Origin of the sequence: Burkholderia sp. AU19243 (assembly GCF_018148075.1) — a bacterium.
In the GTDB taxonomy this organism is placed as follows: Bacteria; Pseudomonadota; Gammaproteobacteria; order Burkholderiales; family Burkholderiaceae; genus Burkholderia; species Burkholderia latens_A.
The window spans coordinates 549,135-573,334 of record NZ_JAGSTV010000004.1 but is presented as its reverse complement, the minus strand read 5'-3'; the positions used below and the strand labels follow the sequence as shown (position 1 = coordinate 573,334).

Sequence of the window (24,200 nt, the reverse complement as noted above, 5' to 3'; positions counted from 1 at the left end):
TCTTGCCGCCGGTGCGGCGATAGACGATCACGCTCTTGACTGCCTCGCAGCCGCCCATCGCGAGTGCCTCGTCGGCGATGCTCTTGAGCGGCAGCGTCTTGCCGCCGCGCGCCTGCTCGTCGGCGGTGATGAGCGCCACCGCGCCGACGTCGACGAGGCGCTCGTTCAGCGACTTCGCGGAGAAGCCGCCGAACACGACCGAGTGCGTGGCGCCGATGCGCGCGCAGGCCTGCATCGCGACGATGCCTTCGATGGACATCGGGATGTAGATGACAACGCGATCGCCCTTGCCGATGCCGCGTTTTTTAAGCGCATTCGCGAAGCGCGACACGCGTGCGAGGAGCTCGGCGTAGGTGACGCGGGTGACGGCGCCGTCGTCGGCCTCGAAGATCACCGCGACGCGCTCGCCGTTGCCGGCTTCGACGTGACGGTCGAGGCAGTTGTACGACGCGTTGAGCTCGCCGTCGTCGAACCACTTGTAGAACGGCGCATTGCTCTCGTCGAGCACCTTCGTGAACGGCTTGTGCCAGCTCAGGCCCTCGCGTGCGAGGCGCGCCCAGAAGCCTTCGTAATCGCGCTCGGCTTCGGCGGCCAGTGCGCGGTAGGCCGGCATGCCGGAGACGGTCGCGTGCTCGCGCGTGTCGGCCGTCGGTTCGAAGATTCTGTGTTCCTGAAGGATCGATACGAGGGCGCTCAAGGTGTTCTCCATGAAAATCGTGCAGTGATCGCGTGACTGTCGAAACGCAACTTGCATGCCAATCGATGCGGCACTCGCTCGAAACGGCCGGCATCCCGAGCCGCCATGCGGTTCATGACGTTCGATCGGTACTGCGAAGCCTGAACGAACCGGACGATCGGCGCTTCCGCCCGGCAGCCGGTTGCGTCGAAATGCAGCAGTGGCTGTTGCACGCGTCAACACGGCGAACCGCACCGCGGCGGGCGCGCAGCCGTGCTACGCGATGAATGACCGGAGCGCGCCCAGCGCGTCGGATGCGCGCAGGCGCGCAAGTGCCGCCGCTTCGATCTGCCGCACGCGTTCGGCGGACAGGTTCAGCTGGCGTCCGATGTCGCGCAGCGAGCAGCCCTCGTCCGTTTGCAGCCCATAGCGCAGCCGGAGGACCGTCGCTTCGCGCGATGGCAGCCGGTCGATCGCGGCGGCGATCGTTCTGCGCAGTTGCGCGGCGCCGGCGGCCTCCTCCGGCGACGGCGACGACAAGTCCGGCGCGACGTCCGCGAACGTCATGTCGCCTTCCGGCGAGATCGGCACGTCGGCCGATACCGGTTCCTTGACGATCGCCATCAGGTCGCGCACCTTGTCGACCGGTTCGCCCATGTGAGCGGCCAGTTGCGCGGGCGTGGGCGCCGTGCCCGCGCGTTGCCGGTGTTCGCGCGCGATTCGCGCGAGCTTGTTCAGCGCGTCGGCCGTATGCGTGGGCACGCGGATCGTGCGGCCGAAATCGGCGAGCGCATGCGTGATCGCCTGCCGGATCCACCAGGTTGCGTAGGTGGAGAACCGGAAGCCGCGCCGATAGTCGTAGCGCTCGATTGCCTTCAGCAGGCCGATGTTGCCTTCCTGGATCAGGTCCGCGAACGGCAGCCCGCGATCGGGATAGCGCTTCGCAATCGACACGACGAGCCGCAAATTCGCATCGAACAGCCCGGTGCGGGCGGCGTGCATCGCGCGTTCGATCGCGCCGAGGCGCGCATCGAGCGTTGCGGTCGCGTCGGGCGGAAGCGCCGATGTCCGGGCATCGCGCACGATCGTGTCACGCGCATCGACGAAGTCCGCCGCGCGCCGTGTGAGGATCGGCACGCTGGCCGGATGCGCGGCGATGCACGACGCGAGCCAGCCCGCGTGGTCTGCGTCGGCCGCATGCGCGAACGACGACGCAACGCCCACCTCGGCCAGCATGCGCGCCAGCCGGCCGCGCAGCATGCGCTGTCGGCGTGCGCGGGCGCGCAATGCTTCGCTCATGCGCTCGAGCGCTCGAGCGGACAGATGCAGCGTGCCGAGCAACGCCGCAGCGTCGCGGACATTTGCCCGATAGGCGGCCGACGCCGTGCCGCCGGTCGCGAGCGCCGCGCGCATGCTGCGGGCCAGCGCGTCGAGACCGGCGAGCCGTGCCACGATCGCGTTGCGCTGTACGGAATCGTCGTGGCGTGGGCCCATGTCGTCGCCTTCGTCGGCGCGGATGGATTCACCTGCGATGGCCGGCGCAGCGCGTGCCGCGGCGTCGACGGATCGTGCATCGTCGCCCGCGACCTCGGCGAGACAAACCACGTAGATCGATGCCGGGCTCCGGCATTCGGCGATTTCCGTGCGGATGGCAACCAGCGCGTCGAGTGCTTCGGGATCGCCGCACAGTACCGCGACCGATGCCGCGCGCCCGCGTTCGAGCCGCCGGGCATAGGCGAATTCCTCGTCGCGTGTGAGAAGCGGCGTCATGCCCATTTCGCGCAGGTACAGCCGGACCGGATCAGTCGTGCGCGGCGCGAGCAATTCCGCCGCGGCGAGTGCGCCGGCCCCGTCGACCCATGCGCGCGCGGCCGGCGCCGGGCGGAAGTAGCGCTCGAGCGTCCAGCCGCTCGCGGTATCGGTACGGTCGCGCACGGCGATGCCGAGCTCGCCGAGCACCGCGGCCGCCGCGTCGACGCCGCTTTCGTGCGCGTCGTCGTCGGGCAGTGCGTCGATGATGTCGCCGCGCGTGACGAAACCGCGCGACAGGCCCGTCGCGATCAGCGCTTGCAGATGCGCGGCGGCGTGCGGCAGTGTGCCGCCACCGCCACCGCCACCGCCTGCCGCGGATGCCGGTGCGGACCGCACCGGCATCCCGCCGCGCGCTGCGTCACGCGCGCTTCGCATAGACGTTGCACCAGCCGTCCGCCGCGACCAGCTTGCCACCGAACATCGGACACGTGCCGCTCGCATCCGCTGCTTCGCCCTTGTAGAAGCGGCAGTTCGAGCAGCGCTGGCCGGCCTGGTATTTCGGGAACTGCGCCGCGTCGACGCTCGACGCGTGCGCGCGGTAGCCGAGTGTTTTCGCGGCGGCATCGTTCTCGTCGACGAGCGGCGGCGCCGCGAATCCGGTGCGTGCGGCGGCGAGCGTCGCGCACAGGCCGACGGCGTGGACGAGGAAGGTTCTGCGGGAGGTCGGATATGTCACGTTCGTTTCCTGATGAAGATGAAATTGTGGAGAAGGGCGCGGCACGCATCGCATCGTTCTGCCGCTCGGGCCGGTGTTACTGGCTCGCCTCCTTGTGCCCGGCCGGACCGACGACGAGCGGCGCAGTCGACCCGCGCGCGGTATCGGCCGTCAGCTTCGCGTTGCTCGCGACATAGCCGTTGGACGCGAGCAGGAACGCCATCAGGTCCGCGTATTCGTCGTCCTTCAGCTTGCCGGGCTGGTCCGCCGGCATGTTGGTCGCCATGTAGCCGAATACGCCGCCGATCGTCAGATGCGAATGCGACAGCGGCGCGAACGACGGGCCGCTCAGCGCGGGCGCGGTATTGCCTTCGAGGTCGGCGCCGTGGCATTTCGCGCAGGCGTTGCCGTAGATCTCCTTGCCATGGGCGACTTGCGCGGCGTCGAATGCGGGCGCTGCGTCGCCCGCGCTCGCGCCGACCCGGATGAAGCCCCCGCCTGCGCGCACGTTGCGCGCGTGCAGCAGCCCGGATGTCGAACGGCCGCCTGCCGCCATTGCACCGTCGAGGAAGCGTGCAGGCGTGCTCGACCGGTGCGACTCACGCGACTCGTGCGCTTCGAGCGCACTGCCGGGCAGCGCCCACTTGCGCGTCAGCGCGGCGAGCCGGCCGTCGCGGTTCATCTGCGTGAGCGCTGCGTCGATGCGCTGTTGCAGCACGGCCGAGCGCGGCGCGAACGTGAACGTGAGCTGCCAGTCCGCATACGGCGACGACGTCGCGCCGATACGGAACGCCTGCTTCGGATGCGCGGCCTGATACGCGACGACTGCCGGATACCAGACGATCGCGCGATGCGCACGGCCGCGGGCGACCGCGTCCACCGTTTGCGCGGACGTGTTCTCGAGATCGAAGCGCGCGTCCTTCTGCTGTACCGCGATCAGTTGTGCGGGGCTCGCGTAGGTTGCCGCGACGATTTCCCGGCCGGCCGCCGGCGTGCCGGCGTCGCGGCGCGTGACGCTCACGTAGCCCGAACGCAGGTAACCCTGGGAAAACAGCAGTTTCGTGTCGGATGCGTCGGCGATCGCCGAGCGCGGGAAGCCGGCGAGCACGTCGCAGTCGCGTTCGAGGATGCCGGCGAGTTCGTGTGCGGACACGCCGTCGTCGTCGCTGCCGCCGGCCTCGTGCGCGGCAAACGTTGCGGCGATGCCGGCCGTGCGGAACACGGCGCGGGCGACGGCCTTGTCGAGGGCGGCCGTCGGCGTGCCGGGCAGCGAGCAGACGCGCACCGGCGTCGCGGCCGTGGCCGGCGCCGGAGACAGCGCCGTGCATGCCGCGAGCGCACAGGCTGCGGCGACGCGGGAATATCGAATGTTCATGATCGGACGCTCGGTTGAAAGAGTGACGGGGAGAAGGCGCCCGCGCCGGCGGCGCGGGCGTCATGCGGTTGAAGCGGACGATGCTCAGCCGCGGTTCAGCGCGAACACGTACAGCGTGCCGCCGCGCGGCACATCGTCTGCCGCCTTCGCCATCGGGCCGCCCCAAATCGGATTCGCGCCGCCGTAGCCGGCGAGCACCGCTACGTACTCCTTGCCGTCGACCTCAAACACGGACGGCTGCGCGATGATTCCGCTCGCAAGCTTCGGGCTTTCCCACAGCACCTTGCCGGTCGACACGTCGAACGCGTACAGATGGCCGTCGAGCGAGCCGCTGAACGCGAGGCCGCTTGCAGTCGTCGCGACGCCGCCGTTCCATGGCAGCTTGCTCCAGTGGCTCCACACCTTCTTGCCGGTGTTCACGTCGATCGCCTGCAGTTCGCCGTAGCCTTCGCTGCCCGGCTCCGGCTTGATCTCGAAGCCTTCGCCCAGGTACGGCAGCCCTTCCATGTAGTTGACCGACTTGCCCGACAGGCTCATGCACGCATGCAGCGACGGCACGATCGCGAGATGGCGCTCCGGGTCGTACGACACCGACCACCAGTTCTTGCCGCCGAGGAAGCTCGGACACGTGTCGATCGTCGTGCCGACCTTCGGATACTTCGCGGGATCCTGGATGGGCGCGCCGTCTTCCGTGTAGCCGGTGACCGACGTCGCCTTCACGAACGGCTCCGCGTAGATCAGCTTGCCGCTGTCGCGGTCGATCGCGTGGAAGTAGCCGTTGCGGTCGGCGTGGATAATCGCGTCGTGCTCCTTGCCCTTGTACTTGATCGTCGCGAGCACGGGCGTGTTGACGCCGTCATAGTCCCAGGTGTCGTGCTTCGTGTACTGGTAATGCCATTTGAGCTCGCCGTTCTTCGGATCCAGCGCGAGCAGCGAATCGGAATACAGGTTGTCGCCGGGGCGCAGATCCGCGAGCCACGGGCCCGGGTTGCCGACGCCCCAGTACAGCGTGCGGGTCGCCGCGTCGTAGGTGCCGGTCAGCCACGCCGGTGCGCCGCCGTGCGCCTGCATCCCGTCCGGCCACGTATCGCCGTGCTTCTCGCCCTGACCGGGGATCGTGAAGCGCTTCCACAGCACCGAGCCGTCGGTCGGGCTGAGCGCGGCGATGAAGCCGCGCGCACCGTATTCGCCGCCCGAGCTGCCGACCACGATCGCGCCGTCGATCGCGAGCGGCGCGAGCGAGAACGCATAGCCGAGCCCCGGCTCGAACATCTGCTTCTTCCACACGAGCGCGCCCGTCTGCGCATCGAGCGCGGCCACTTCGCCGCTCAGCATCGCGACGTACACGTTCTTGCCGTACAGCGCGACGCCGCGGTTCACGACGTCGCAGCAGGCCGTCTTGAACGATTCCGCACCGAGCTTCGGCTCGTACTTCCACAGCTGCGCGCCGGTGGCCGCATCGAATGCGTACACGTTGTCTTTCGGCGTGGTCACGAACAGGTAACGGCCGTTGATGATCGGCGTCGCTTCGAAGCCCTGCTTCAGCTCGGCCGGAAACTTGTAGCTCCATGCCTGGGTGAGCTGATTTACGTTCGAGGGGTCGATCTGCTTGAGCGGGGAATGCGCGTGGCCGTTGTACGTACGGTAGTAGGTGAGCCAACCCGGATCGCGCTGCGCATCGGTGAGACGCTGGTACGTGACGGCCGGGTAATCCGCGGCGGCATCCACGACGCCGGGATTCAAGGCGATCGCAGCTGCCGCCGCGATTCCGATCATTGCCAGTCGGCTCGTCGAAGCCGAGAGATTCTTCATGGTTGTCTCCTAAGTCATTGTGGTCGCACCGCGGCCAACATCCGGCCAGGCCGGCTGGGTGGGGTTCCGGGTTCAGTGCGCAGCCAGTCACGCAAATCGCATGCCATTGCTTCGCGAAGGTTGCGCTGCAAGGCAGAGCTGGCGATTGAGCGCGCGGCGGCGACGCGCGCGGAGTAGTGGGGTTGATCCGCGTGTGTTGCGTTCAGGGACAGACGTTGCCCAAGTGTTGCGAAACATGACAGCGCAGCGCTGACGGTGCGGCGCGGACGGCGTCCGTATCGATTCCGTCTGTGGCGGAACGCATGCACGCAGCGGGCAATGACCGTCGGACATTCCGACGGATTGCGGCAGATGTGCGCGTGGATGTCGCGCGCAGCGGCGAGGTGCGGGCCGGCCCCAGCCGGCATCGCGCGGCGACCGCGCGCAGCGGCGGCGTTGATCCAAATTGACACAGGTGCAACGGCGTTGTCACGGGCTGCAACAGTCGAGCATCGCGCTTGTCTGCGCAGCCGCGGCAGGGTGGCCGCGGCGGAACGGTTCGGCGATCGGCATGCTTCTTGCCGTTGTCCACGCCGTGCGACGCAAGCCGTGCGATGTTCCGTCGCTCTCCGATGTAGTGCGTCGGTCAGAGCGAGCTCGAGCGCTGCAGCGGCGTCTACTGTCGATGCATCGTTACGGATAACGACATAACAACAGGCTGGAGGAGACAGGAGATGAAGGGACTGCACGCATCGAAGCGCTGCGTCGCCGCACGGCGCGCGAGCGTCACGCTATGCGTTGGCGGCATGCTGGGTGGCTGGGCGGCGCCGGCGTCGTCGCAGGCAACGCCGGCCGACGACGTCGCTGCGCCGATGCTCGCGCCGATCGTGGTCGTCGGCACGACGCCGCTGCTCGGGATCGGTACGCCGCTGTCGCGCGTGCCGGCCAATGTGCAGACCGTTCGAGGCGGCGACGTCGCCGGTCAGCACCGCAGCGTATTGACCGACTATCTCGAGAAGAACGTGTCGAGCGTCGACATCAACGAGGCGCAGGGCAACCCGTATCAGGCAGACGTGAATTACCGCGGCTTCACCGCGTCGCCGGTCGTCGGCACGCCGCAGGGCCTGTCGGTGTTCGTCGACGGCGTGCGCGTGAACGAGCCGTTCGGCGACGTCGTGAACTGGGATCTCATTCCGCAGGCAGCGATCGACACGATGCAACTGATTCCCGGTTCGAATCCGACCTTCGGCCTGAACACACTCGGCGGCGCGCTCGCGATCACCACAAAGAACGGCAGGACGAGTCCGGGCGGCGCGGCGGAGGTGTCGATCGGGTCGTGGGGCCGCAAGACGGCGCAACTCGAGCAGGGCGGGCGCATCGGCAACCACGTCGACTACTACGTGACCGGCAACGTGACGAACGATAACGGCTGGGCCGATCACAACGGCAGCCGCGTGCGGCAGGGCTTCGGCAAGCTGCGCTATACGGATGCCGATACGACGCTGTCGATCTCCGCCGGCGGCGCCGAGAATTCGCTGCAGGGCACGCAGACGATTCCGCGCTCGTTCCTCGACAACCGCGCGCAGGCGTACACATATCCCGACCTGAATCGCAACAGCGCCGCATACGTGACGATGTCCGGCGATCATTCGTTCAACGATCACGTGCAGCTCAGCGGGAACGTTTATTACCGTCATTACCGCAACACCAACATCAGCAGCAACGTGAACGATGATTTCGGCAGTGTCGACGACAACGGCGCGACCCAGACCCGGCAGGCGACCAACGATCGATCGGCGATCGCGACCGACAGCTATGGTGCGAACCTGCAACTGACACTGCTCGGGAAGGTCGCGGGCATGGAGAACCAGTTCGTCGTGGGCGCGTCCGCCGATCTTGCGAACTCGGGTTTCGACCAGTCGTCGCAGGATGCGACGTTCACGCAGACGCGCGCGACGATCGGCATCGGCGACTTCACGCCGACGACGCGCGCGAAGACGCGCAATGCGAACTACGGCGTCTACTTCGACGATACGCTCGCGCTGACGCGGCAGTGGTCGCTGACGCTGGCTGGCCGCTACAACTGGTCGCGCGCGGCGATCGAGGACGTGAGCGGCCTGCAGCCGTTGCTCGACGCGCGGCATACGTTCGCGCGCTTCAACCCTGCCGTCGGCGTTACGTGGAATCCAGTGCAGGGATTCACCGCGTATGCGACGTACAACGAGGGCATGCGCTCGCCCACCGCGATCGAGCTCGCATGCGCCGATCCAGCCGCGCCGTGCTCGCTGCCGAACGACTTTCTGGCGGACCCGGCGCTGAAACCGGTGATCGCGAAAACGATCGAATTCGGCGGGCGCGGCCGCATCGCGGACGCGACGACATGGAGCGCGGCCGTCTACCGCACGACGCTCGACGACGACATCCAGTTCATCAGCAGCAACGGCGGCGCGGGCACGCTCGGCTATTTCCAGAACGTCGGCAAGACCCGCCGTCAGGGTGTCGAACTCGCGGGCCATACGCGGCTGGGCCCCGTCGGCATCGGTGTCAGCTACAGCTATGTTGATGCGCGTTACCGGTCGACATGGACCGAAAGCAGTGCGAGCAATTCGAGCGCGAACGCACAGGGCAACATCGTCGTGCGGTCCGGCGACCGCATGCCGGGCATTCCGTCGAGCACCGTAAAGTTGCGGCTCGACTATGCGGCGACCCCGAAGTGGAACGTCGGCGCCAACGTCACGTACCGCAGCGGCGTATTCGCGCGCGGCGACGAGAACAACCGGGATGTGAACGGCAAGATCCCCGGCTATGTCCTGGTCGACGTCGATACGACATGGCAGGTGACGAAGCGCATGCAACTGTTCGCGTCGGTCACCAATCTGCTCGACAAGCGCTACGCGAGCTTCGGGACGCTTGGGCGCAACTTCTTCAACGGCCCGAATCACAGCTTCGACGGGCTCAACCCGGTCAACGAGCAGTTCATCGGCCCGGGCGCGCCGCGCGGCGCATGGATCGGCGCACGCTACGCGTGGGACTGAACCGGCGAGTCGACAGGCTGCGCAGTGTCGGGCACGGAGACGGCGAGCATGTCGCGCACCGCACGCGTGACGCCGCGCGCGAGCGCATCGTCGCTCGCGAGGTGACCGGCCCGCACACGTTCGACGATCGCGGCCGGCACCGCGCGAGCGAGACGATCGACGTTGTCGACCGGGCATACGCGGTCGCGCGTGCCGTGCACGGCGCGGATCGGCACGCCGGCCTGCGCGGCCCGTCGCGCAAGCGCGAGCAGCCGGCGCTCGCCGAGCCAGCAATGGCGCTGCAGGTAGTGCGCCTGGATTCGATATTTGTCGACCAGTCGATCGATCGCGGGTTGCGTCGGCCGCGCGCCGCGTGTCGGCCGGCCGGTGAGGATCGCGTCTTCATACGCGTTCCACGCGAGCGCGAGCGCGCGTTGCCGCGCGACGCCGGCACCGGGCTGCAGGCGTCGCGCGCAGCTGTCGATCAGGCGACGGCCGCATGCGGTGCCGGCGGCGGCCGTCAGGCGTCGCCACGCGCGGGGCGCCCGCGCGCGCGCGCCGACGAACAGGCCGCGCACTTCGCGCGGCGATGTGAGGAACAACCCGCGCAGCACGACGCCGGTCACGTGCTCGGGATACCGTCCCGCATACGCGAGCGCGAGCGCGGCGCCCCATGATCCGCCGACGACGCCCCAGCGTGCGATGCCGAGCCGCGCGCGCAGCGCGTCGAGGTCGCCGACCAGCCTCATCGTGTCGTTGTGCCGCAAGCCCCCGCGTGGCAGCGACGCGCCTGCGCCACGCTGGTCGACCAGCACGACGCGCATGCACGTGAGGTCGAACAGGCGCAGCACCGCGGGACGGCTGCCGCTGCCGGGGCCGCCGTGCAGTACGACGACCGGCTCGCCGCGCGGGTCGCCGGCTTCGGTCCACGCGATCGTGCACGCATCGCGGGACAGGTGGCGCATGCGGATGGAGGAGCGGCGGAGCGGTTGCATATGTCGATCGTTCGTGGCGGCGAGGGCAGCGGCGCCGCGCAATGCGGCCTCCGGTGAGATGAAACGTATGAAGCCAGAATCGCACCCGTAATGAAGATAGGGATTCGTCCGGGTGGCGACGCGAGCGCGTTTCACGCTATCACGTTCGCGATGGGCTGGAACGGTCTGCGCAGCGCTGCGCACGTCCCGCTGTCATTCTTGCGTTTTCCTTTCATGTTGCGCAGCACGGCGCCGTGGCCGGACAACGCCGCGCGCATAACCCGTCGTGGCCCGATGTTTGCTTGCACCTATGGGAAACAGTCCGGCACCGACCGGCAGGATCCCCGGAGGAGACAATGCGCGATGACGTTCATCCGACGGCCAACGCACGGGCTACGCAGGTGCCCGGCTGGCCGACGCCGACGATCCAGAAGTCCCATCAGCGGTCTGAAACGTTCGGCCTGCAGGCGTCCGCACGCCCCGACTACGATGTGCTGTCCGGCGCCGCGCTGGCGCTCAAGCGCGAGCAGAACCGCGTGCTGTGCGTGCATGCGATGCCCGTGATGGAGACGTTGCACGAGCAGATCGTGAACACGCAGAGCATGATCGTGCTGACCGATGCGGAAGGGCTGATTCTTCACTCGATCGGCGACGACGACTTCCTGCGGCGCGCGGAGCGCGTCGCGCTGCGCCCCGGCGCGAACTGGGCGGAGAACCGGCAGGGCACCAACGCGATCGGTACCGCGCTGGCCGAGCTGTGCCCGATGGTCGTGCACGGCGATCAGCATTTCCTGGCCGCGAACCATTTCCTGACCTGCTCGAGCGTGCCGATCCTCGATCCGTACGGCGACGCGATCGGCGTGCTCGACGTGACCGGCGACCACCGCAGCTATCACCAGCACACGATGGCGCTCGCGAAGATGTCGGTGCAGATGATCGAGAACCACCTGTTTACGACGACGTTCCAGGAGACATTGCAGGTGTCGTTCCACGGCCGCCCCGAATTCCTCGGCACGTTGATGGAAGGGATCGTCGCGTTCACGGCCGACGGCCGCTTCCTGTCGGCGAACCGCAGCGCGCAGTTCCAGCTCGGCATGCCGCTCGCGGCGCTGCGCGCGCATACGCTCGCGTCGCTGTTCGACGTGACGAGCGCGCAGCTGATCGACCGTATGCGCGCGAGCACGGAGCCGCACGTGTCGCTGAACCTCGGCAACGGCGCGGTAGTCTGCGCGCGTGTGCAGTTCCGGCGCGCGTTGCGCGCCGAAGGCAGCCGGCCCGCCGAAGTGCACGACGGCGCCGCGCCGCCCGCGCGGTCCGGCGCGCCGCAGGGTGCGGCAAACCTGTCGCGGCTCAGCTATCTCGACACCGGCGATCCGCAGGTTGCGGCCGTGATCGCGAAAGTCCGCAAGGTGATCGGCAAGGACATCCCGGTGCTGATCACAGGCGAGACCGGGACCGGCAAGGAACTGCTCGCGCAGGCGATCCACAACGACTCGCCGCGCCGCGACGGTCCGTTCGTCGCGGTCAACTGCGCGTCGATTCCCGAGACGCTGATCGAATCGGAACTCTTCGGTTACGAGGAGGGCGCATTTACCGGCGCGCGCCGCAAGGGTGCGACCGGCAAGCTGCTGCAGGCGAACGGCGGCACGCTGTTTCTCGACGAGATCGGCGACATGCCTTATCCGCTGCAGGTGCGACTGCTGCGCGTGCTGCAGGAGCGCATCGTCAATCCGCTCGGCTCGACGAAGGCAATCGGCGTCGACATCGCGATCATCTGCGCGACGCACCGCGACTTGCGCGACATGATTGCGCAGAACCGTTTCCGCGAGGACCTGTACTACCGGCTCAACGGCCTCGTCGTGCGCCTGCCGCCGCTGCGCGACCGCACCGATCTGGCGGTGGTCGTGCAGAAGATGCTGCAGCGGGAGACGCTGTCGGGGCCCGGCCGCCGCCCGCTCAGCGTCGCGTCGGACGTGATGGCGCTGTTCGAGCGCTGTGCGTGGCCGGGCAACTTCAGGCAGCTCGCGAACCTGCTGCGAACGGCGGCCGCGATGGTCGACGACGACTGCGAGATCCGGTGCGAGCATTTGCCCGACGATTTCTTCGACGACCTGCGCCGCGACAGTGCGCAGACCGCGCAGCACGGCGGCGCGGCGACGGCGCCGTCCGCCGCGCAAGCCGCGACATTCGCGCCGACGGCGAGCGCCTGCGATGCGCGGCTGCAGGACGTGGCGGCCTCGGCGATCGCGGCCGCACTTGCGCGCCATGGCGGCAACGTGTCGGCCGCCGCTCGAGCGCTCGGCGTGTCGCGCAATACGATCTATCGCAAGATGCCGGCCGCCGGGACGGACGCGCGGGAGCCGGACGAACATTGAGCGCGGGCGCAAGTGTCACAGGGGTGTGTCAGGTTGCAACACCCCGGTGTTCACGGATTCAACACCTGCTCAGTCGTCGGCGCACACCGCGAACCATCGGTCGATGGTTTATGAAATAAAGCTGTATTGAAATCGTAAGAATGCCGGTGGCATGCGCACCCGTTGGCAGCCGCATGCGCGCGCGGGCCGTCGCACGCCGCAAAACCGTCCCCGGCACACTCCTTGCTGAATGAGTATCGGCCGCTTGATCGATGCGGTTGTTTCGACTCACCAACTCAACAAGGAGACACATCATGCAGTGGACCACTCCCGCCTATACCGACCTGCGTTTCGGCTTCGAAATCACGATGTACATCGCCAACCGCTGATCGACGCGCGCAGTGCCGCCCGCATCGACGTACACGATGCGGGCGGCACCGGGAGCACACGCAGATGAAGATCAAGATACTCGGGTCGGGCGCCGGCGGCGGGCTGCCGCAGTGGAACTGCAACTGCGGCAACTGCCGTCGTGCGCGGGCCGGCACCGACGGCATCGTGCCGCGCACGCAATCGTCGATCGCGGTCAGCGGCAACGGCATCGACTGGGTGTTGGTGAATGCGTCGCCGGACATTCTCGCGCAGTTGCGCGCCAATCCCGACCTGCAACCGGCCCGTGCGATGCGCGACACCGCGATCGTGGCCGTCGTGCTCTGCGACGCGCAGATCGATCACGTCACCGGATTGCTGATGCTGCGCGAGCGCACGACACCGCTGCCGCTGTACGCGAGCGCGCCGGTGCTCGACGATCTGTCGACCGGCTTGCCGATCGTGCCGCTGCTCGGCCACTACTGCGGCGTCGACGTGCACGCGATCGCATCGGCCGAACCGTTCGCGATTGCGGGCGCACCCGGCCTGCGCTTCACCGCCGTGCCCGTCGACAGCAAGCCGCCGCCTTATTCGCCGCGCCGCGACGCGAGCGTGGAAGGTGACAACATCGCATTCCTGATCGAAGACACGCGGACCGGCCGGCGCGCATTCTACGCGCCGGGGCTTGCCGACGTCGACGACGGCGTGCGTGCCGCGATGCGCGACGCCGATCTCGTATTGGTCGACGGGACGTTCTGGACCGGCACCGAGATGATCGATCTCGGGCTGTCGTCGAAGCACGCGGCCGACATGGGCCATCTCGCACAGTGCGGCGATCCGGCACGGCCGGGCATGATCGACCGGCTGCGGATGTTGCCCGCGCGCACGCGCAAGGTGCTCACGCATATCAACAACACGAATCCGATTCTCGACCCCGGCTCGGTGCAGCGTGCGAAATTGCGCGAGCACGGGATCGAGGTCGCCCACGACGGCATGCAATTCGAGGTTTGACCCATGAACGCACCGATTCCCGCCGCTGCGCTGCACGCGACGCCCTGGAGCGCGGAGGAATTCGAGGCGCGCCTGCGCGCGCTCGAATCGCGCTACCACATCCATCATCCGTTCAACCGGCGGCTGAATGCCGGGGAGTGTTCGCCGGCGCAGATCCGCGGCTGGGTCGCGAACCGCTTCTACTATCAGGTGAGCATTCCGCTGAAGGATGCGGCGATCCTGTCCAATTGCCCGGATCGCGACACGCGCCGGCTATGGGTCGAGCGCATTCTCGACCATGACGGCCACGGCGATCAGGAGGGCGGGATCGAAGCGTGGGCGCGGCTCGGCGAAGCGGTCGGGATCGGGCGCGAGCAACTGTGGTCGCTCGAGCACGTGCTGCCCGGCGTGCGATTCGCGGTCGACGCATACGTCAATTTCGCGCGGCGCGCGCCATGGCAGGAAGCCGTGTGCTCGTCGCTGACCGAGATGTTCGCGCCGCAGATCCACCTCGACCGGCTCGCTGGCTGGCCGTCGCACTATCCGTGGATCGATGCGCAAGGGCTGCAGTATTTCCGCAGCCGCGTGCCGCTCGCACAGCGCGACGTCGAGCACGGGCTTGCGGTCACGCTGCGCCATTTCACGACCCCGGCCGCGCAACGGCGCGCGCTCGACATCCTGTCGTTCAAACTCGATGTGCTGTGGTCGATCCTCGACGCAATTGAAAAGGCGTATCCGGCATGAATACCAACGACGCCGTCAGCGGCGTGCCGCTGCGTCCTTCGCTTAAGGGCATGTACCGTCTGCAATGGGAGGCGGCCCAGGATGCGTACGTGCTCCTGTATCCGGAAGGGATGGTCAGGCTCAATCCGAGCGCGGGCGAGATCCTCGCGCGCTGCGACGGCACGCGCGAGCTCGACGACATCATCGACGAGCTCGAGCAGTTGTTCAGCACGTCGGATCTCGCGTCGGACGTCTACCGCTTTCTCGATCACGCGCGACTGCGCGGCTGGCTCGACTGACATGGACACGACATCCGCTCCGAACCGGCCGTCCCCGCCGCTGTGGCTGCTCGCCGAGCTTACGTACCGGTGCCCGCTGCATTGCGCGTTCTGTTACAACCCCGTCGACTTCGCGACGCATGGGCCGGAACTCGACACCGACACGTGGCGTGCGGTGATCGGCGACGCGCGTGCGCTCGGCGCGGCGCAGATCGGCTTTTCCGGCGGCGAGCCGCTGCAGCGCGGCGATCTTGAAGATCTGGTGCAGCATGCGCGTTCGCTCGGCTTCTATACCAACCTGATCACGTCGGGCGTGGGCCTCACCGACGCACGCATCGACCGGCTCAAGGCCGCCGGGCTCGATCACATCCAGCTGTCGTTGCAGGATTCGACGCGCGAGCTGAACGATTTCCTGACGAGCACGCGCACATTCGAACTGAAGCGCGGCGTGGGCCGGATGATCAAGTCGCGCGGCTACCCGATGGTGCTGAACTGCGTGCTGCATCGGTACAACCTGCCGCACGTCGCGCAGATCATCGAGATGGCGCTCGATCTCGGCGCCGATTTTCTCGAGCTCGCGAACACCCAGTACTACGGCTGGGCGATGCTCAATCGCGACCAGCTGATGCCGACCGCCGAGCAGCTGCGCGAAGCGGAGGAAACCGTCAACCGCTACCGGAAGCTCGTCGGCGAGCGGTGCAAGATCCTGTTCGTCGTCCCGGACTACTTCGAGCACCGCCCGAAGGCTTGCATGAACGGGTGGGGCTCGGTATTCCTCGGCGTCGCGCCGGACGGCACCGCGCTGCCGTGCCATGCCGCACGCTCGCTGCCGGGCCTCGCGCTGCCGAACGTGCGTGACCGTTCGCTAAAGGAGATCTGGTACGAAAGCGACGCGTTCAATGCATTTCGCGGCGACGGCTGGATGCGGGACCCGTGCCGCACCTGCGACGAGCGTCACGCGGATCATGGCGGATGCCGATGTCAGGCATACATGCTTGCCGGCGATCCGGCAGAGGCCGATCCCGTGTGTGCGAAGTCCGCACATCACGGCGTCGTCGAGCAGGCGGTGCAGTTCGCGCGGCGGCCGGCACGGCAGGACGAGCGGCCGCTGGTTTTTCGCAGTGTCGCCAATTCGGTCGGGCGCCCCGCTCCATCCGATGTCTGAAACGCCTTTTTAATTCAAACGCGTCTTCGATGGATGCGTAGCGCGTCGGCATCCGGCGCTGCGTGTCCTGCCTCGCCCGACTCCCCCTTTCGACCGACGCACGACGGTCACAAGAACGATTCGCCCCGCGGGGCGATTTCAGTGCTTACCTGCACGCGTTCGGATATGACAGAAGCGCGTACACCCGCCCCGCGCAATGACCGCGGATTCGCGGGCCATACGCATCCCGCGCAATCGAACGTAAAGCGGAGTAACGCGATGTAATCAGCGATCGGCCATTTCGGCGACAACGTTTGCGCGACGCTATATCGAAGCATTCGATGCCGCGGCCGGTTTTACGTTGGCCATACGATATGAAATATTCGCGCGATTTACATTAATGCGAGCCACACTCTTCGGGAGTGCGCTTTCATGAAATCGAAGTGCGCCAAATGCAAATGCGGCTTCGTCGATTCACTCCGCCATTCCGTATCGCGGCCGCGCAAATGCCGGTAGACGCATGGCGTGCGGACGCTTAAAGCGCACCGCAGTGCCCCGCGACGTCGAACTTCACTCGAAATGCGCGATTAAGCGAGGTAGCGGCCGGGCAGCCCGGCGGGCCGGTGCGCACGGCCTGCCGACGTCATTCTTTGGACGCGTGATTCACACGGTACCGGTATCCGGTTGTGCACCACGGGAATGAAACCGCTGGTGGTCACGCATTCTCATCGCCATACTCCTCCGACGTTCAATGCGGCAGTGCCAGCCGCAATCCGGCGCCGACTCGCCGGTTTCCCCCTCTCGTCGCTCTTCGCGGGACGAGTTGTCTCGGTTATCCCGATTCAAATTGTCAGATGTTGATGCAGATCAATTGCCTGGACAGTTGTATGTGCGCATTTCTACAGGGTGTGACAAATCTCAATAAATAGTGCCGTACCACGGGCTTGATGGATTCGGACAACAACACGGCAAAAACGGACAGTGCGAAATCAGCGGGCGAGGGTCGCCCCTATGATGCGGCGCAGAAAAGACAAATGTAAAAAATTGTTAAAGGGCGGTAATGATGCAAACAGTGTCGACTCATTTCTCGACGGGGTTAAGCGTGAATCGTGGTAGAAGCGCCGGCAACGGGCATCAACGAGCAAGCGTAATCGTACTGTTGCTCGAAGGTTTTTCCATCATGCAAATGGGCAAGCTGGCCGCCGTTTTCGAACTCGCAAATCAGCTAGGGCGCGCCGACGGGTCTTTTACCGACCGGTACGAATTGCGACTGTATTCGGTGCATGGCGGCCCGGTCCGTTCGTCATCGGGCGTCGGCATATGGACAGAAGCGGCCCGTACGCTGGAGGCGAGCACGGTGCACGCGATGTTCGTGCTGAGCGGTCAGGATGGAATCGACGCGCTTGACGAACAGCTGATCGGCTGGCTGCGGCATGCGTATCAGCGCGCGCGGGTCGTGCGCGGCAGTCACGGCGGTCGCAAATTGCTCGCGCAGATTCACCTGACCCAGAAGGGCGCCGAAAAGGCCGCGGCCGGGATGAACTGCGGTCATGCGTCATCCGACGGCCGCGAAGACGGCGAGACGGGCGACGAAGACGAGGGGCCGTTTTCCGACGCATTGTCGATCGTCAGGACCGACATGGGCTACGAAATCGCGCAGGAAATCGTGATGTGCATGGTATCCGGTGCGAACCGCAAGCTGACCGACGTGTTGTTCGGCGCGCGTGTCGCGCGCGCGAGCACGTTGATCCGGATGGCCGCGCATCATCTTCGCGTGAACAGCGAGAACCGGATTTCGATTGCCGATGCCGCACAGGCTGCAGCGATGAGCGAGCGCAATTTCTTGCGGCGCTTCAAGAACGAGATCGGCGTTACCCCGACCGAGTTCGTGTTGAAAATCCGGCTCGAAAAGGCGTGTCGCATGCTGATCGAGACCGACCTTCCGGCGGACAAGGTCGCGCGCCGCACCGGCCTCGGCAGCGGCGACCGGATGGCTAAACTGTTTCGTCAGCACCTGCAGACGTCCCCGACCGAATATCGCGCGGCCGCCCGGAAGAGCGGCGGCGCATCGGCGGACCTGCTCTTCACATCGGACTTTGGCGACTGGATGAGCGGCGCACCATCGTAGGCGTGCCATCGACGTGCGACGTCCGCGGCCGTGCGCCGCGTCGGCCGATGCGGCGCAATTGCATCGTGCGAAGGAATTAATGTCCAATCCGGATAAAGAATGCGTTATTCGGATTTCGTCAATTCGCGCTATAAATCGCGCTTCATGCGACGAAGGCGGATTCAGCCACAATCGTGGCGCGGTCCGACACGGACCGATCCGAAACCGCTTCCCCCGATTAATTTATCGGCTGGCCTTTCGAGGAGTCAGCACCCCGGCACTCCTCGGAATTTTGCCTGCCGTGCTGCATTGCGCACACCGTGCAGGCCTTTTTATTCAATGAGCGAGTGTCCGGCCTTCGATGAGCGGATGCTCGCCTCCAGCCTGCCGCCGTACCGCATCGGTGCGTCGAACGCACGATGCGCAAGCGGCGGCACGCGTGCCGAGTGGCGAATCCGCATGCAATGGCGCGTCGTACGCGCAATTGAAATTCGACAGGAAATGGTTGTGCATGACCGTTGAGTGTGGATTAAACCTGCATCGTTCTATTTATGAAAGCGATCGAATAATTCGCGCTCCGAACCTGCCTTGATGTGTTCCGCCATCAGCAAGGCGAATTCGGACGAAGACGGTAGAAGCACGAGTCGCGACGAATATGATGCGCTGCGGAAACGTTGAAGCAACGGTATCGCGACAGGCGCGCCCGATGGACGCGCCGCGGCACGAGGCTCCGCTGCATCGCGAACGGATGTTGGACGATGAATTAGGAGTTCATATCAATGAATTCGTTGATCAATCGGGCAACCGATGTCGGGCTGATCGTGCTGGGTGCGTTCATTCCCGCGTTGATAGGTGCCACCGGCGGTGTGCGTGGAACCCTGTTCGACGGTGCGCTCGTCGCGTTCGCGGCCGCGCTCGCGCTGTCGGTATTTCCGGCCTGCGGCATCTACGAGGCCGCGCGCACGCGCTCGGCGCTGCACATACTCGGCCGCACGGTGCTCGCCTGGATCGTTGTGCAGGGCATGAGCACCGCGCTGCTGTACCTGCTTCACCGCGCTCACGTGCTGTCGAGCCAGTGGTTCGTGTACTGGACGCTCGCGAGCGGCGTCGGGCTGATCGCATTCCGCGCGCTGACGCTTGCGATCTTCGGCATGCTCGAGCGGGCCAGCGGCCAGATGCGCGCGGTGGCCATCGCGCAGGCCGACCTGCACGGGCAACGCACGGTCAGCCGCATCAAGCGGATCGTCAAGCGCACCTTCGACCTGGCCGGCGCGTCGCTGCTGCTCGTCATGCTCGCGCCGGTGTTGCTCGGCATCGCGTGGCTCGTGCGGCGCGACGGCGGCCCGGCGATCTTCGGCCACGAGCGCGTCGGCCGCGACGGCCGGCGGTTCAAGTGCCTGAAATTCCGGTCGATGGTGACGAACGCGGATGCGGTGCTCAAGGCGCTGCTGGAGCGCGATGCCGATGCCCGAGCGGAATGGGATCGAGAATTCAAGCTCAAGCACGACGTGCGCATCACGCCGATCGGCCGCCTGCTGCGCAAGACGAGTCTCGACGAACTGCCGCAGCTGCTCAACGTGCTGAAGGGCGACATGAGCCTGGTCGGGCCGCGTCCGATCGTCGAAGCCGAACTCGAGCGCTACGGCGCCGACTTGCGCTACTACCTGATGGCGAAGCCCGGCATGACGGGCCTCTGGCAGGTCAGCGGCCGTAACGACACCGACTATGCGACGCGCGTGTCGCTCGATGTGCGCTACGTGCGCGAATGGTCGCTGCGTCGCGATATCGGCATTCTGTTCCGGACGATTACCGTCGTGGTGCGCGGTTCCGGCGCGTATTAGTACGCGAGCGGCGCGCGTCCGCGCGCGAGTGCGCCACGGTGCGGCGACAACGCGGTATTTGGCAGAAGCAGTGGCAACAAGCATGTCCGGTCTCGACAGGGGTGCTGTACTCGCGGGCGACACGCCGCGGGGCGACCGGAGCAATTCCAAATTAAAAAAGTGCGAGGTTGTAATGCAGAGGTTGCATCAAACGGAGTCGGCGCGCGCGTGCGCGCCGTGGCGGCCATCGCGGGCCGGCCGGATCGCGATGATCCTGCCGCTGTGTGCATTGCTGGGCGCATGCGGGATCGCGCCGGGCATGCGCATGCAGCAGCCGGCGTCGATCCCGCTGCACGACGGCGCCACGCCGGCCGACAACGCCGCGGAGCTCCCGGTGCCGGTCACGAACATCGATGTGGCGCTGATCCGGCGCCTGCGCGACTCCGAGCGCAGTGCGCGCGGCGAACCGCACGATATCGTCTCGGCGCCGGACGCATACACCATCGGACGCGGCGACGTGCTGCAGATCACCGTCTGGGACCACCCGGAGCTTGCCGCTGCACTCGGCGCGCCCGCGCAGGCCGCGCCACGCGCCGCGGATGCGCCGCCGGGTTTCGTCGTCGATCAGGACGGCACGCTGCAATTTCCGTTCGCGGGCCGGTTGCCGGTGGCCGGACTGACGGCCGAGCAGGTGCAGACGCAGCTTACGCGCCGCCTCGACAGGACGTTCAGGAATCCGCAGGTGACGGTGCGCATTGCATCGTTCCGTGCGAAGCAGGTGTATATCGAGGGCGAGGTGCATACGCCTGGTTCGCAATCCGTGAACGACATTCCGATGACGCTGTATGACGCGATCGGGCGGGCCGGGGGATTTTCCGCGTCGGCGGACCAGAGCCGCATCGTGCTCGTGCGCGACGGCGTCGAGCGCCGCATCGACCTGACCGAGATGGCCGAGCAGGGCCGCAATCCATCGAAGATCGTGCTGCGCAACGGCGATCTCGTGCGCGTATTGCCACGCGACGAGAGTGGCGTGTTCGTGATGGGCGAGGTCAACAAGCCAGTCACCGCGCTGCCGATGCGAAACGGTCGGCTGACGCTGAGCGAGGCCATCGCGCAGGCCGGCAGCCTCAACGCGAATACGGCCGACGCCGCTCAGCTGTATGTGGTGCGCGGGATGCAGGACGAGCGGCCGCAGGTCTATCACCTCGATGCACGCTCGCCGGTCGCGATGGTACTGGCCAATCAGTTCCAGCTGAAGCCGAAGGACATCGTATACGTCGACGGCAACGGGCTCGTGCGCTTCAGCCGCGTGCTCAGCCTGCTGCTGCCTGCCGTCAACGCAGGTCTGACCGCGGCGATTGCGACCAAATGATCGAATCGATCCTGATCGTCTGCGAGGGCAACATCTGCCGCAGCCCGATGGCCGAAGCGATGCTGCGGCACGCCATGCCCGGGCGGCGCGTCGCATCCGCCGGGCTGAACGCGCTGGTCGGCATGCCGGCCGCACCGTATGCATGCGAGGTGATGCAGATGCGCGGCTTCGACGTGTCGACGCATCGCGCGCAACAGGTCGACCGCTCACTGTGCATCGACGCGGACCTGATCCTCGTGATGGACCGCCGCCAGCGCACGTCGCTCGAGAACCAGTTCCCGTTCGTGCGGGGTCGCGTGTTCCGTCTCGGCGAGTACACGGATTTCGACGTGCACGACCCTTACCGCCAGCCCCGCTTCGTGTTCGAACGCTGCGCACGCCTGATCGAACTCGGCGTGTCCGAGTGGTCGAAGCGCCTGCGTATCGTCTGACGCGGCTGCAGGTCGATGCCTCACTGGAACCCAATACACGCATATCGTCGCCATGACCCAACCCTCCATCCCGCCGCAGCGACCTGCCGATGACGGCAGCGAGACCGATTTCGTCGCGGTGCTCGACATCCTGCTGGAAAGCCGCTGGCTGATCGCGGCCATTACGTGCGCGCTGCTCGCCGCCGGGCTCGCGTATGCCATTCTCGGCAAGCCCGTATTCGAAGCGAACATCATGGTCCAGGTCGAGGACAGCCCCGACACGTCGGCTGCCAAGTCGTTGCTCGGCGACGTTTCGTCACTGTTCGACGTCAAGTCGTCGGCCGCCGCCGAACAGCAGATTCTCGCGTCCCGCCTTGTCGTCGAACGCGCGGTCGACAAGCTCAACCTGTTCATCGACGCTCAGCCGAAGCGCTTTCCGCTGATCGGCGACTGGATCGCGCGCCACAGCGACGGCTTGTCCGATCCGGGCCTGGCCGGCTTCGGCGGCTACGTCTGGGCGCGCGAGCGCATCGACGTGCGGCGCTTCGACGTGCCGCGCAAGAACGAAGGCGACCCGTTCACGCTGACAAGCCTTGGCGGCAAGCGCTATCGGCTGGAAGGCGGCGATCTCGACGCACCCGTTGAAGGGACGGTCGGCGAGCTCGAACGCTTCCGGTCGCCGCGCGGCCCAATCACGCTGCAGGTCGCGTCGATCGCGGCGAAACCCGGCGCCGCGTTCGTACTGGTGCGCAACTCGCGGCTGAAGACAATCGAGGACATCCGCGACCGCCTCAACGTGCAGGAGCGCGTGAAGCAGTCGGATGTCGTCGTCGCCAGCCTGCAGGACACCGATCCGAAATGGGTCAGCGACACGATGAACGAAATCGGCCGTCAGTACGTGCGGCAGAACATCGAGCGGAAATCGGCGGAGGCAGCGCAGTCGCTGGAATTTCTGACTGCGCAGTTGCCGCAGCTCAAGCAGCAGCTGACCGATTCCGAAGCGCGGCTGACGAAACTGCGCGACGAGCGTGGCACGGTCGATCTGACCGAGGAGGCGAAGCTCGCGCTCGCGCAGACCGCCGACGCGAAGACGCGCCTGCTCGAACTACAGCAGAAACGGCAGGAACTGCTGTCGCGCTTCACCGAACGGCACCCGAGCGTCGCGGTGATCGACGAGCAGATCGCCGCGCTCGGCGGCTATCGGAAGGCGGCCGAGCAGCAGATCCGGCGCTTGCCGGACCTGCAACAGGAAATGGTGCGGCTGATGCTCGACGTGAAGGTCAACACCGACTTGTACACTGCACTGCTCAACAACATGCAGCAGTTGCAGCTCGTGCAGGCGGGCAAGACCGGCAACGTGCGCCTCGTCGATACTGCGGCGGTGCCGGAAGTGGCGGTGCGGCCGAAGAAAGCGCTCGTCGTGCTGGCGTCGGTGCTGCTCGGGTTGCTCGCGGGTTGCGGCACCGCGATCCTCCGGTCGATGCTGTTTCATGGCGTCTCGGATCACAATGAGATCGAGCGTCGTCTTGGCCTGGCGGTGTACGCGACGGTGCCGATCAGCGACCATCAGCGCGATCTGGCCGAGGAGGCTGCGCGCAAGAGCGGACACAAGTCGATCCTGGCGATCGACTTCCCGAACGAGCCTGCGGTCGAATGCCTGCGGAGTTTGCGCACTGCGCTGCAGTTCGCGATGCTCGAGGCAAAAAACAACATCGTGCTGATTGCAGGTCCCGCTCCCGGCGTCGGCAAGACCTTTCTGTCGTCGAACCTCGCGGTGGTCATGGCAAGCGCCGGCAAGCGGGTGTTGCTGATCGACGGCGACATCCGCAAGGGCCGGCTGCACGACTATCTCGGCTTCCCGCGCGGCCGCGGCTTCACGGAGCTGATCGCAGGCAGCGCGCGCGTGGACGATGTGATTCACCGCGAAGTGGTCGACGGTCTCGACTTCATCTCCACGGGGACGATGCCGAAGAATCCCGCCGAACTGCTGCTGAACCGCAATCTCGCGACGCTGGTCGGCGATTTGTCGTCGCGCTACGACATCGTCGTCATCGACTCGGCACCGGTACTCGCCGTGCCGGATACCGGCATACTCGGCGCAGTCGCCGGCACCGCGCTGCTGGTCACGATGGCGGGCAAGACGAAGCTCGGCGAAATCGGCGAGTCGGCCAAGCGCTTCGCGCAGAACGGCGTTCGCCTGAACGGCGTGATCTTCAACGGCGTCAATCCGCGCCTCGGACAGTACGGGTACGGGTCGAAGTACGGCGGTTATCGCTACGTCGCGTACGAATACGGGGTGCAGGATGCGTGACGCCTGCGGGATGGCCGTCGTGGGCCGG

General features: G+C 66.5%; 18 protein-coding genes. 12 read left to right on the top strand and 6 right to left on the bottom strand.

Annotated features, from left to right (window positions below):
- The 5 genes from KDW55_RS11300 to KDW55_RS11280 form a co-directional block, all read right to left on the bottom strand.
- Positions 1-709, bottom strand: a 709-nt coding sequence (locus tag KDW55_RS11300) for an AMP-binding protein (RefSeq protein ID WP_212161466.1), incomplete at its 3' end; no start/stop codon positions are given.
- A 243-nt stretch (positions 710-952) separates the two neighbouring features.
- Positions 953-2,863, bottom strand: coding sequence for a sigma-70 family RNA polymerase sigma factor (locus KDW55_RS11295; protein WP_212197956.1), 1,911 nt, complete (start codon positions 2,861-2,863; stop codon positions 953-955).
- On the bottom strand, positions 2,847-3,164 hold the full coding sequence (locus KDW55_RS11290) for a high-potential iron-sulfur protein (protein ID WP_349252598.1): 318 nt from the start codon (positions 3,162-3,164) through the stop codon (positions 2,847-2,849). The genes KDW55_RS11295 and KDW55_RS11290 overlap by 17 nt, the downstream gene beginning before the upstream one ends.
- A gap of 76 nt (positions 3,165-3,240) precedes the next feature.
- Positions 3,241-4,518 carry a transporter substrate-binding domain-containing protein gene (locus KDW55_RS11285; RefSeq protein WP_212161469.1) on the bottom strand — a complete coding sequence of 426 codons (1,278 nt, stop codon included), beginning with the start codon at positions 4,516-4,518 and terminating at the stop codon, positions 3,241-3,243.
- 84 nt (positions 4,519-4,602) lie between these two features.
- A complete protein-coding gene (locus tag KDW55_RS11280; RefSeq protein WP_059548893.1) occupies positions 4,603-6,330 on the bottom strand; it encodes a methanol/ethanol family PQQ-dependent dehydrogenase in 1,728 nt (575 codons plus the stop codon).
- Between the two features lie 713 nt (positions 6,331-7,043).
- Between KDW55_RS11280 and KDW55_RS11275 the strand changes: the two genes are divergently transcribed.
- Positions 7,044-9,344 carry a TonB-dependent receptor gene (locus KDW55_RS11275; RefSeq protein WP_212161471.1) on the top strand — a complete coding sequence of 767 codons (2,301 nt, stop codon included), beginning with the start codon at positions 7,044-7,046 and terminating at the stop codon, positions 9,342-9,344.
- On the opposite strand, the gene KDW55_RS11270 is transcribed toward KDW55_RS11275, so the two are convergent.
- Complete coding sequence (locus KDW55_RS11270) at positions 9,329-10,318, bottom strand: alpha/beta fold hydrolase (protein ID WP_249174087.1); 990 nt, start codon at positions 10,316-10,318, stop codon at positions 9,329-9,331. The genes KDW55_RS11275 and KDW55_RS11270 overlap by 16 nt on opposite strands.
- A 335-nt stretch (positions 10,319-10,653) precedes the next feature.
- On the opposite strand from KDW55_RS11270, the gene KDW55_RS11265 reads away from it, so the two are divergent.
- From KDW55_RS11265 to KDW55_RS11215, 11 genes are all read left to right on the top strand, one after another.
- On the top strand, positions 10,654-12,672 hold the full coding sequence (locus KDW55_RS11265) for a sigma-54-dependent Fis family transcriptional regulator (protein ID WP_212197955.1): 2,019 nt from the start codon (positions 10,654-10,656) through the stop codon (positions 12,670-12,672).
- A gap of 293 nt (positions 12,673-12,965) precedes the next feature.
- Entirely contained in the window at positions 12,966-13,040 is a 75-nt protein-coding gene (gene pqqA / locus KDW55_RS11260) for a pyrroloquinoline quinone precursor peptide PqqA (protein ID WP_006410019.1), read from the top strand.
- A 64-nt stretch (positions 13,041-13,104) separates the two neighbouring features.
- A complete protein-coding gene (gene pqqB / locus KDW55_RS11255) occupies positions 13,105-14,028 on the top strand; it encodes a pyrroloquinoline quinone biosynthesis protein PqqB (protein ID WP_209825887.1) in 924 nt (307 codons plus the stop codon).
- A 3-nt stretch (positions 14,029-14,031) separates the two neighbouring features.
- Complete coding sequence (pqqC, locus tag KDW55_RS11250; RefSeq protein ID WP_069242324.1) at positions 14,032-14,751, top strand: pyrroloquinoline-quinone synthase PqqC; 720 nt, start codon at positions 14,032-14,034, stop codon at positions 14,749-14,751.
- The gene (gene pqqD / locus KDW55_RS11245) at positions 14,748-15,029 is read left to right on the top strand and encodes a pyrroloquinoline quinone biosynthesis peptide chaperone PqqD (protein WP_038571643.1); all 282 of its coding nucleotides are present in this window, start codon (positions 14,748-14,750) and stop codon (positions 15,027-15,029) included. Before pqqC ends, pqqD begins: the two co-directional genes overlap by 4 nt.
- Before the next feature lies 1 nt (position 15,030).
- Complete coding sequence (pqqE, locus tag KDW55_RS11240) at positions 15,031-16,173, top strand: pyrroloquinoline quinone biosynthesis protein PqqE (RefSeq protein ID WP_069242325.1); 1,143 nt, start codon at positions 15,031-15,033, stop codon at positions 16,171-16,173.
- A gap of 1,039 nt (positions 16,174-17,212) precedes the next feature.
- Positions 17,213-18,280 (top strand): helix-turn-helix domain-containing protein, encoded by a 1,068-nt coding sequence (locus KDW55_RS11235; protein ID WP_080294432.1) that lies wholly within the window; start codon positions 17,213-17,215, stop codon positions 18,278-18,280.
- A 758-nt stretch (positions 18,281-19,038) separates the two neighbouring features.
- Positions 19,039-20,100: a sugar transferase gene (locus KDW55_RS11230; RefSeq protein WP_038571651.1), complete on the top strand. Its 1,062-nt coding sequence runs from the start codon at positions 19,039-19,041 to the stop codon at positions 20,098-20,100.
- Positions 20,101-20,272: 172 nt separating this feature from the next.
- Entirely contained in the window at positions 20,273-21,451 is a 1,179-nt protein-coding gene (locus tag KDW55_RS11225) for a polysaccharide biosynthesis/export family protein (protein ID WP_038571653.1), read from the top strand.
- Positions 21,448-21,882, top strand: a complete 435-nt coding sequence (locus KDW55_RS11220) for a low molecular weight protein-tyrosine-phosphatase (RefSeq protein ID WP_038571655.1) — start codon at positions 21,448-21,450, stop codon at positions 21,880-21,882. Before KDW55_RS11225 ends, KDW55_RS11220 begins: the two co-directional genes overlap by 4 nt.
- Before the next feature lie 52 nt (positions 21,883-21,934).
- A complete protein-coding gene (locus KDW55_RS11215; protein WP_212161472.1) occupies positions 21,935-24,172 on the top strand; it encodes a polysaccharide biosynthesis tyrosine autokinase in 2,238 nt (745 codons plus the stop codon).
- The last annotated feature ends 28 nt before the right edge of the window (positions 24,173-24,200 follow it).

What these genes read in the sequence shown, in the direction of transcription:
- pqqC (WP_069242324.1), top strand. Translation starts at nt 14,032, where the DNA reads ATGAACGCACCGATTCCCGCCGCTGCGCTGCACGCGACGCCCTGGAGC.
- pqqE (WP_069242325.1), top strand. Translation starts at nt 15,031, where the DNA reads ATGGACACGACATCCGCTCCGAACCGGCCGTCCCCGCCGCTGTGGCTG.
- pqqB (WP_209825887.1), top strand. Translation starts at nt 13,105, where the DNA reads ATGAAGATCAAGATACTCGGGTCGGGCGCCGGCGGCGGGCTGCCGCAG.
- KDW55_RS11295 (WP_212197956.1), bottom strand. Translation starts at nt 2,863, where the DNA reads ATGCGAAGCGCGCGTGACGCAGCGCGCGGCGGGATGCCGGTGCGGTCC.
- KDW55_RS11230 (WP_038571651.1), top strand. Translation starts at nt 19,039, where the DNA reads ATGAATTCGTTGATCAATCGGGCAACCGATGTCGGGCTGATCGTGCTG.
- pqqD (WP_038571643.1), top strand. Translation starts at nt 14,748, where the DNA reads ATGAATACCAACGACGCCGTCAGCGGCGTGCCGCTGCGTCCTTCGCTT.
- KDW55_RS11220 (WP_038571655.1), top strand. Translation starts at nt 21,448, where the DNA reads ATGATCGAATCGATCCTGATCGTCTGCGAGGGCAACATCTGCCGCAGC.
- KDW55_RS11280 (WP_059548893.1), bottom strand. Translation starts at nt 6,330, where the DNA reads ATGAAGAATCTCTCGGCTTCGACGAGCCGACTGGCAATGATCGGAATC.
- KDW55_RS11235 (WP_080294432.1), top strand. Translation starts at nt 17,213, where the DNA reads ATGATGCAAACAGTGTCGACTCATTTCTCGACGGGGTTAAGCGTGAAT.
- KDW55_RS11265 (WP_212197955.1), top strand. Translation starts at nt 10,654, where the DNA reads ATGCGCGATGACGTTCATCCGACGGCCAACGCACGGGCTACGCAGGTG.
- KDW55_RS11215 (WP_212161472.1), top strand. Translation starts at nt 21,935, where the DNA reads ATGACCCAACCCTCCATCCCGCCGCAGCGACCTGCCGATGACGGCAGC.
- KDW55_RS11270 (WP_249174087.1), bottom strand. Translation starts at nt 10,318, where the DNA reads ATGCAACCGCTCCGCCGCTCCTCCATCCGCATGCGCCACCTGTCCCGC.
- KDW55_RS11275 (WP_212161471.1), top strand. Translation starts at nt 7,044, where the DNA reads ATGAAGGGACTGCACGCATCGAAGCGCTGCGTCGCCGCACGGCGCGCG.
- KDW55_RS11225 (WP_038571653.1), top strand. Translation starts at nt 20,273, where the DNA reads ATGCAGAGGTTGCATCAAACGGAGTCGGCGCGCGCGTGCGCGCCGTGG.
- KDW55_RS11285 (WP_212161469.1), bottom strand. Translation starts at nt 4,518, where the DNA reads ATGAACATTCGATATTCCCGCGTCGCCGCAGCCTGTGCGCTCGCGGCA.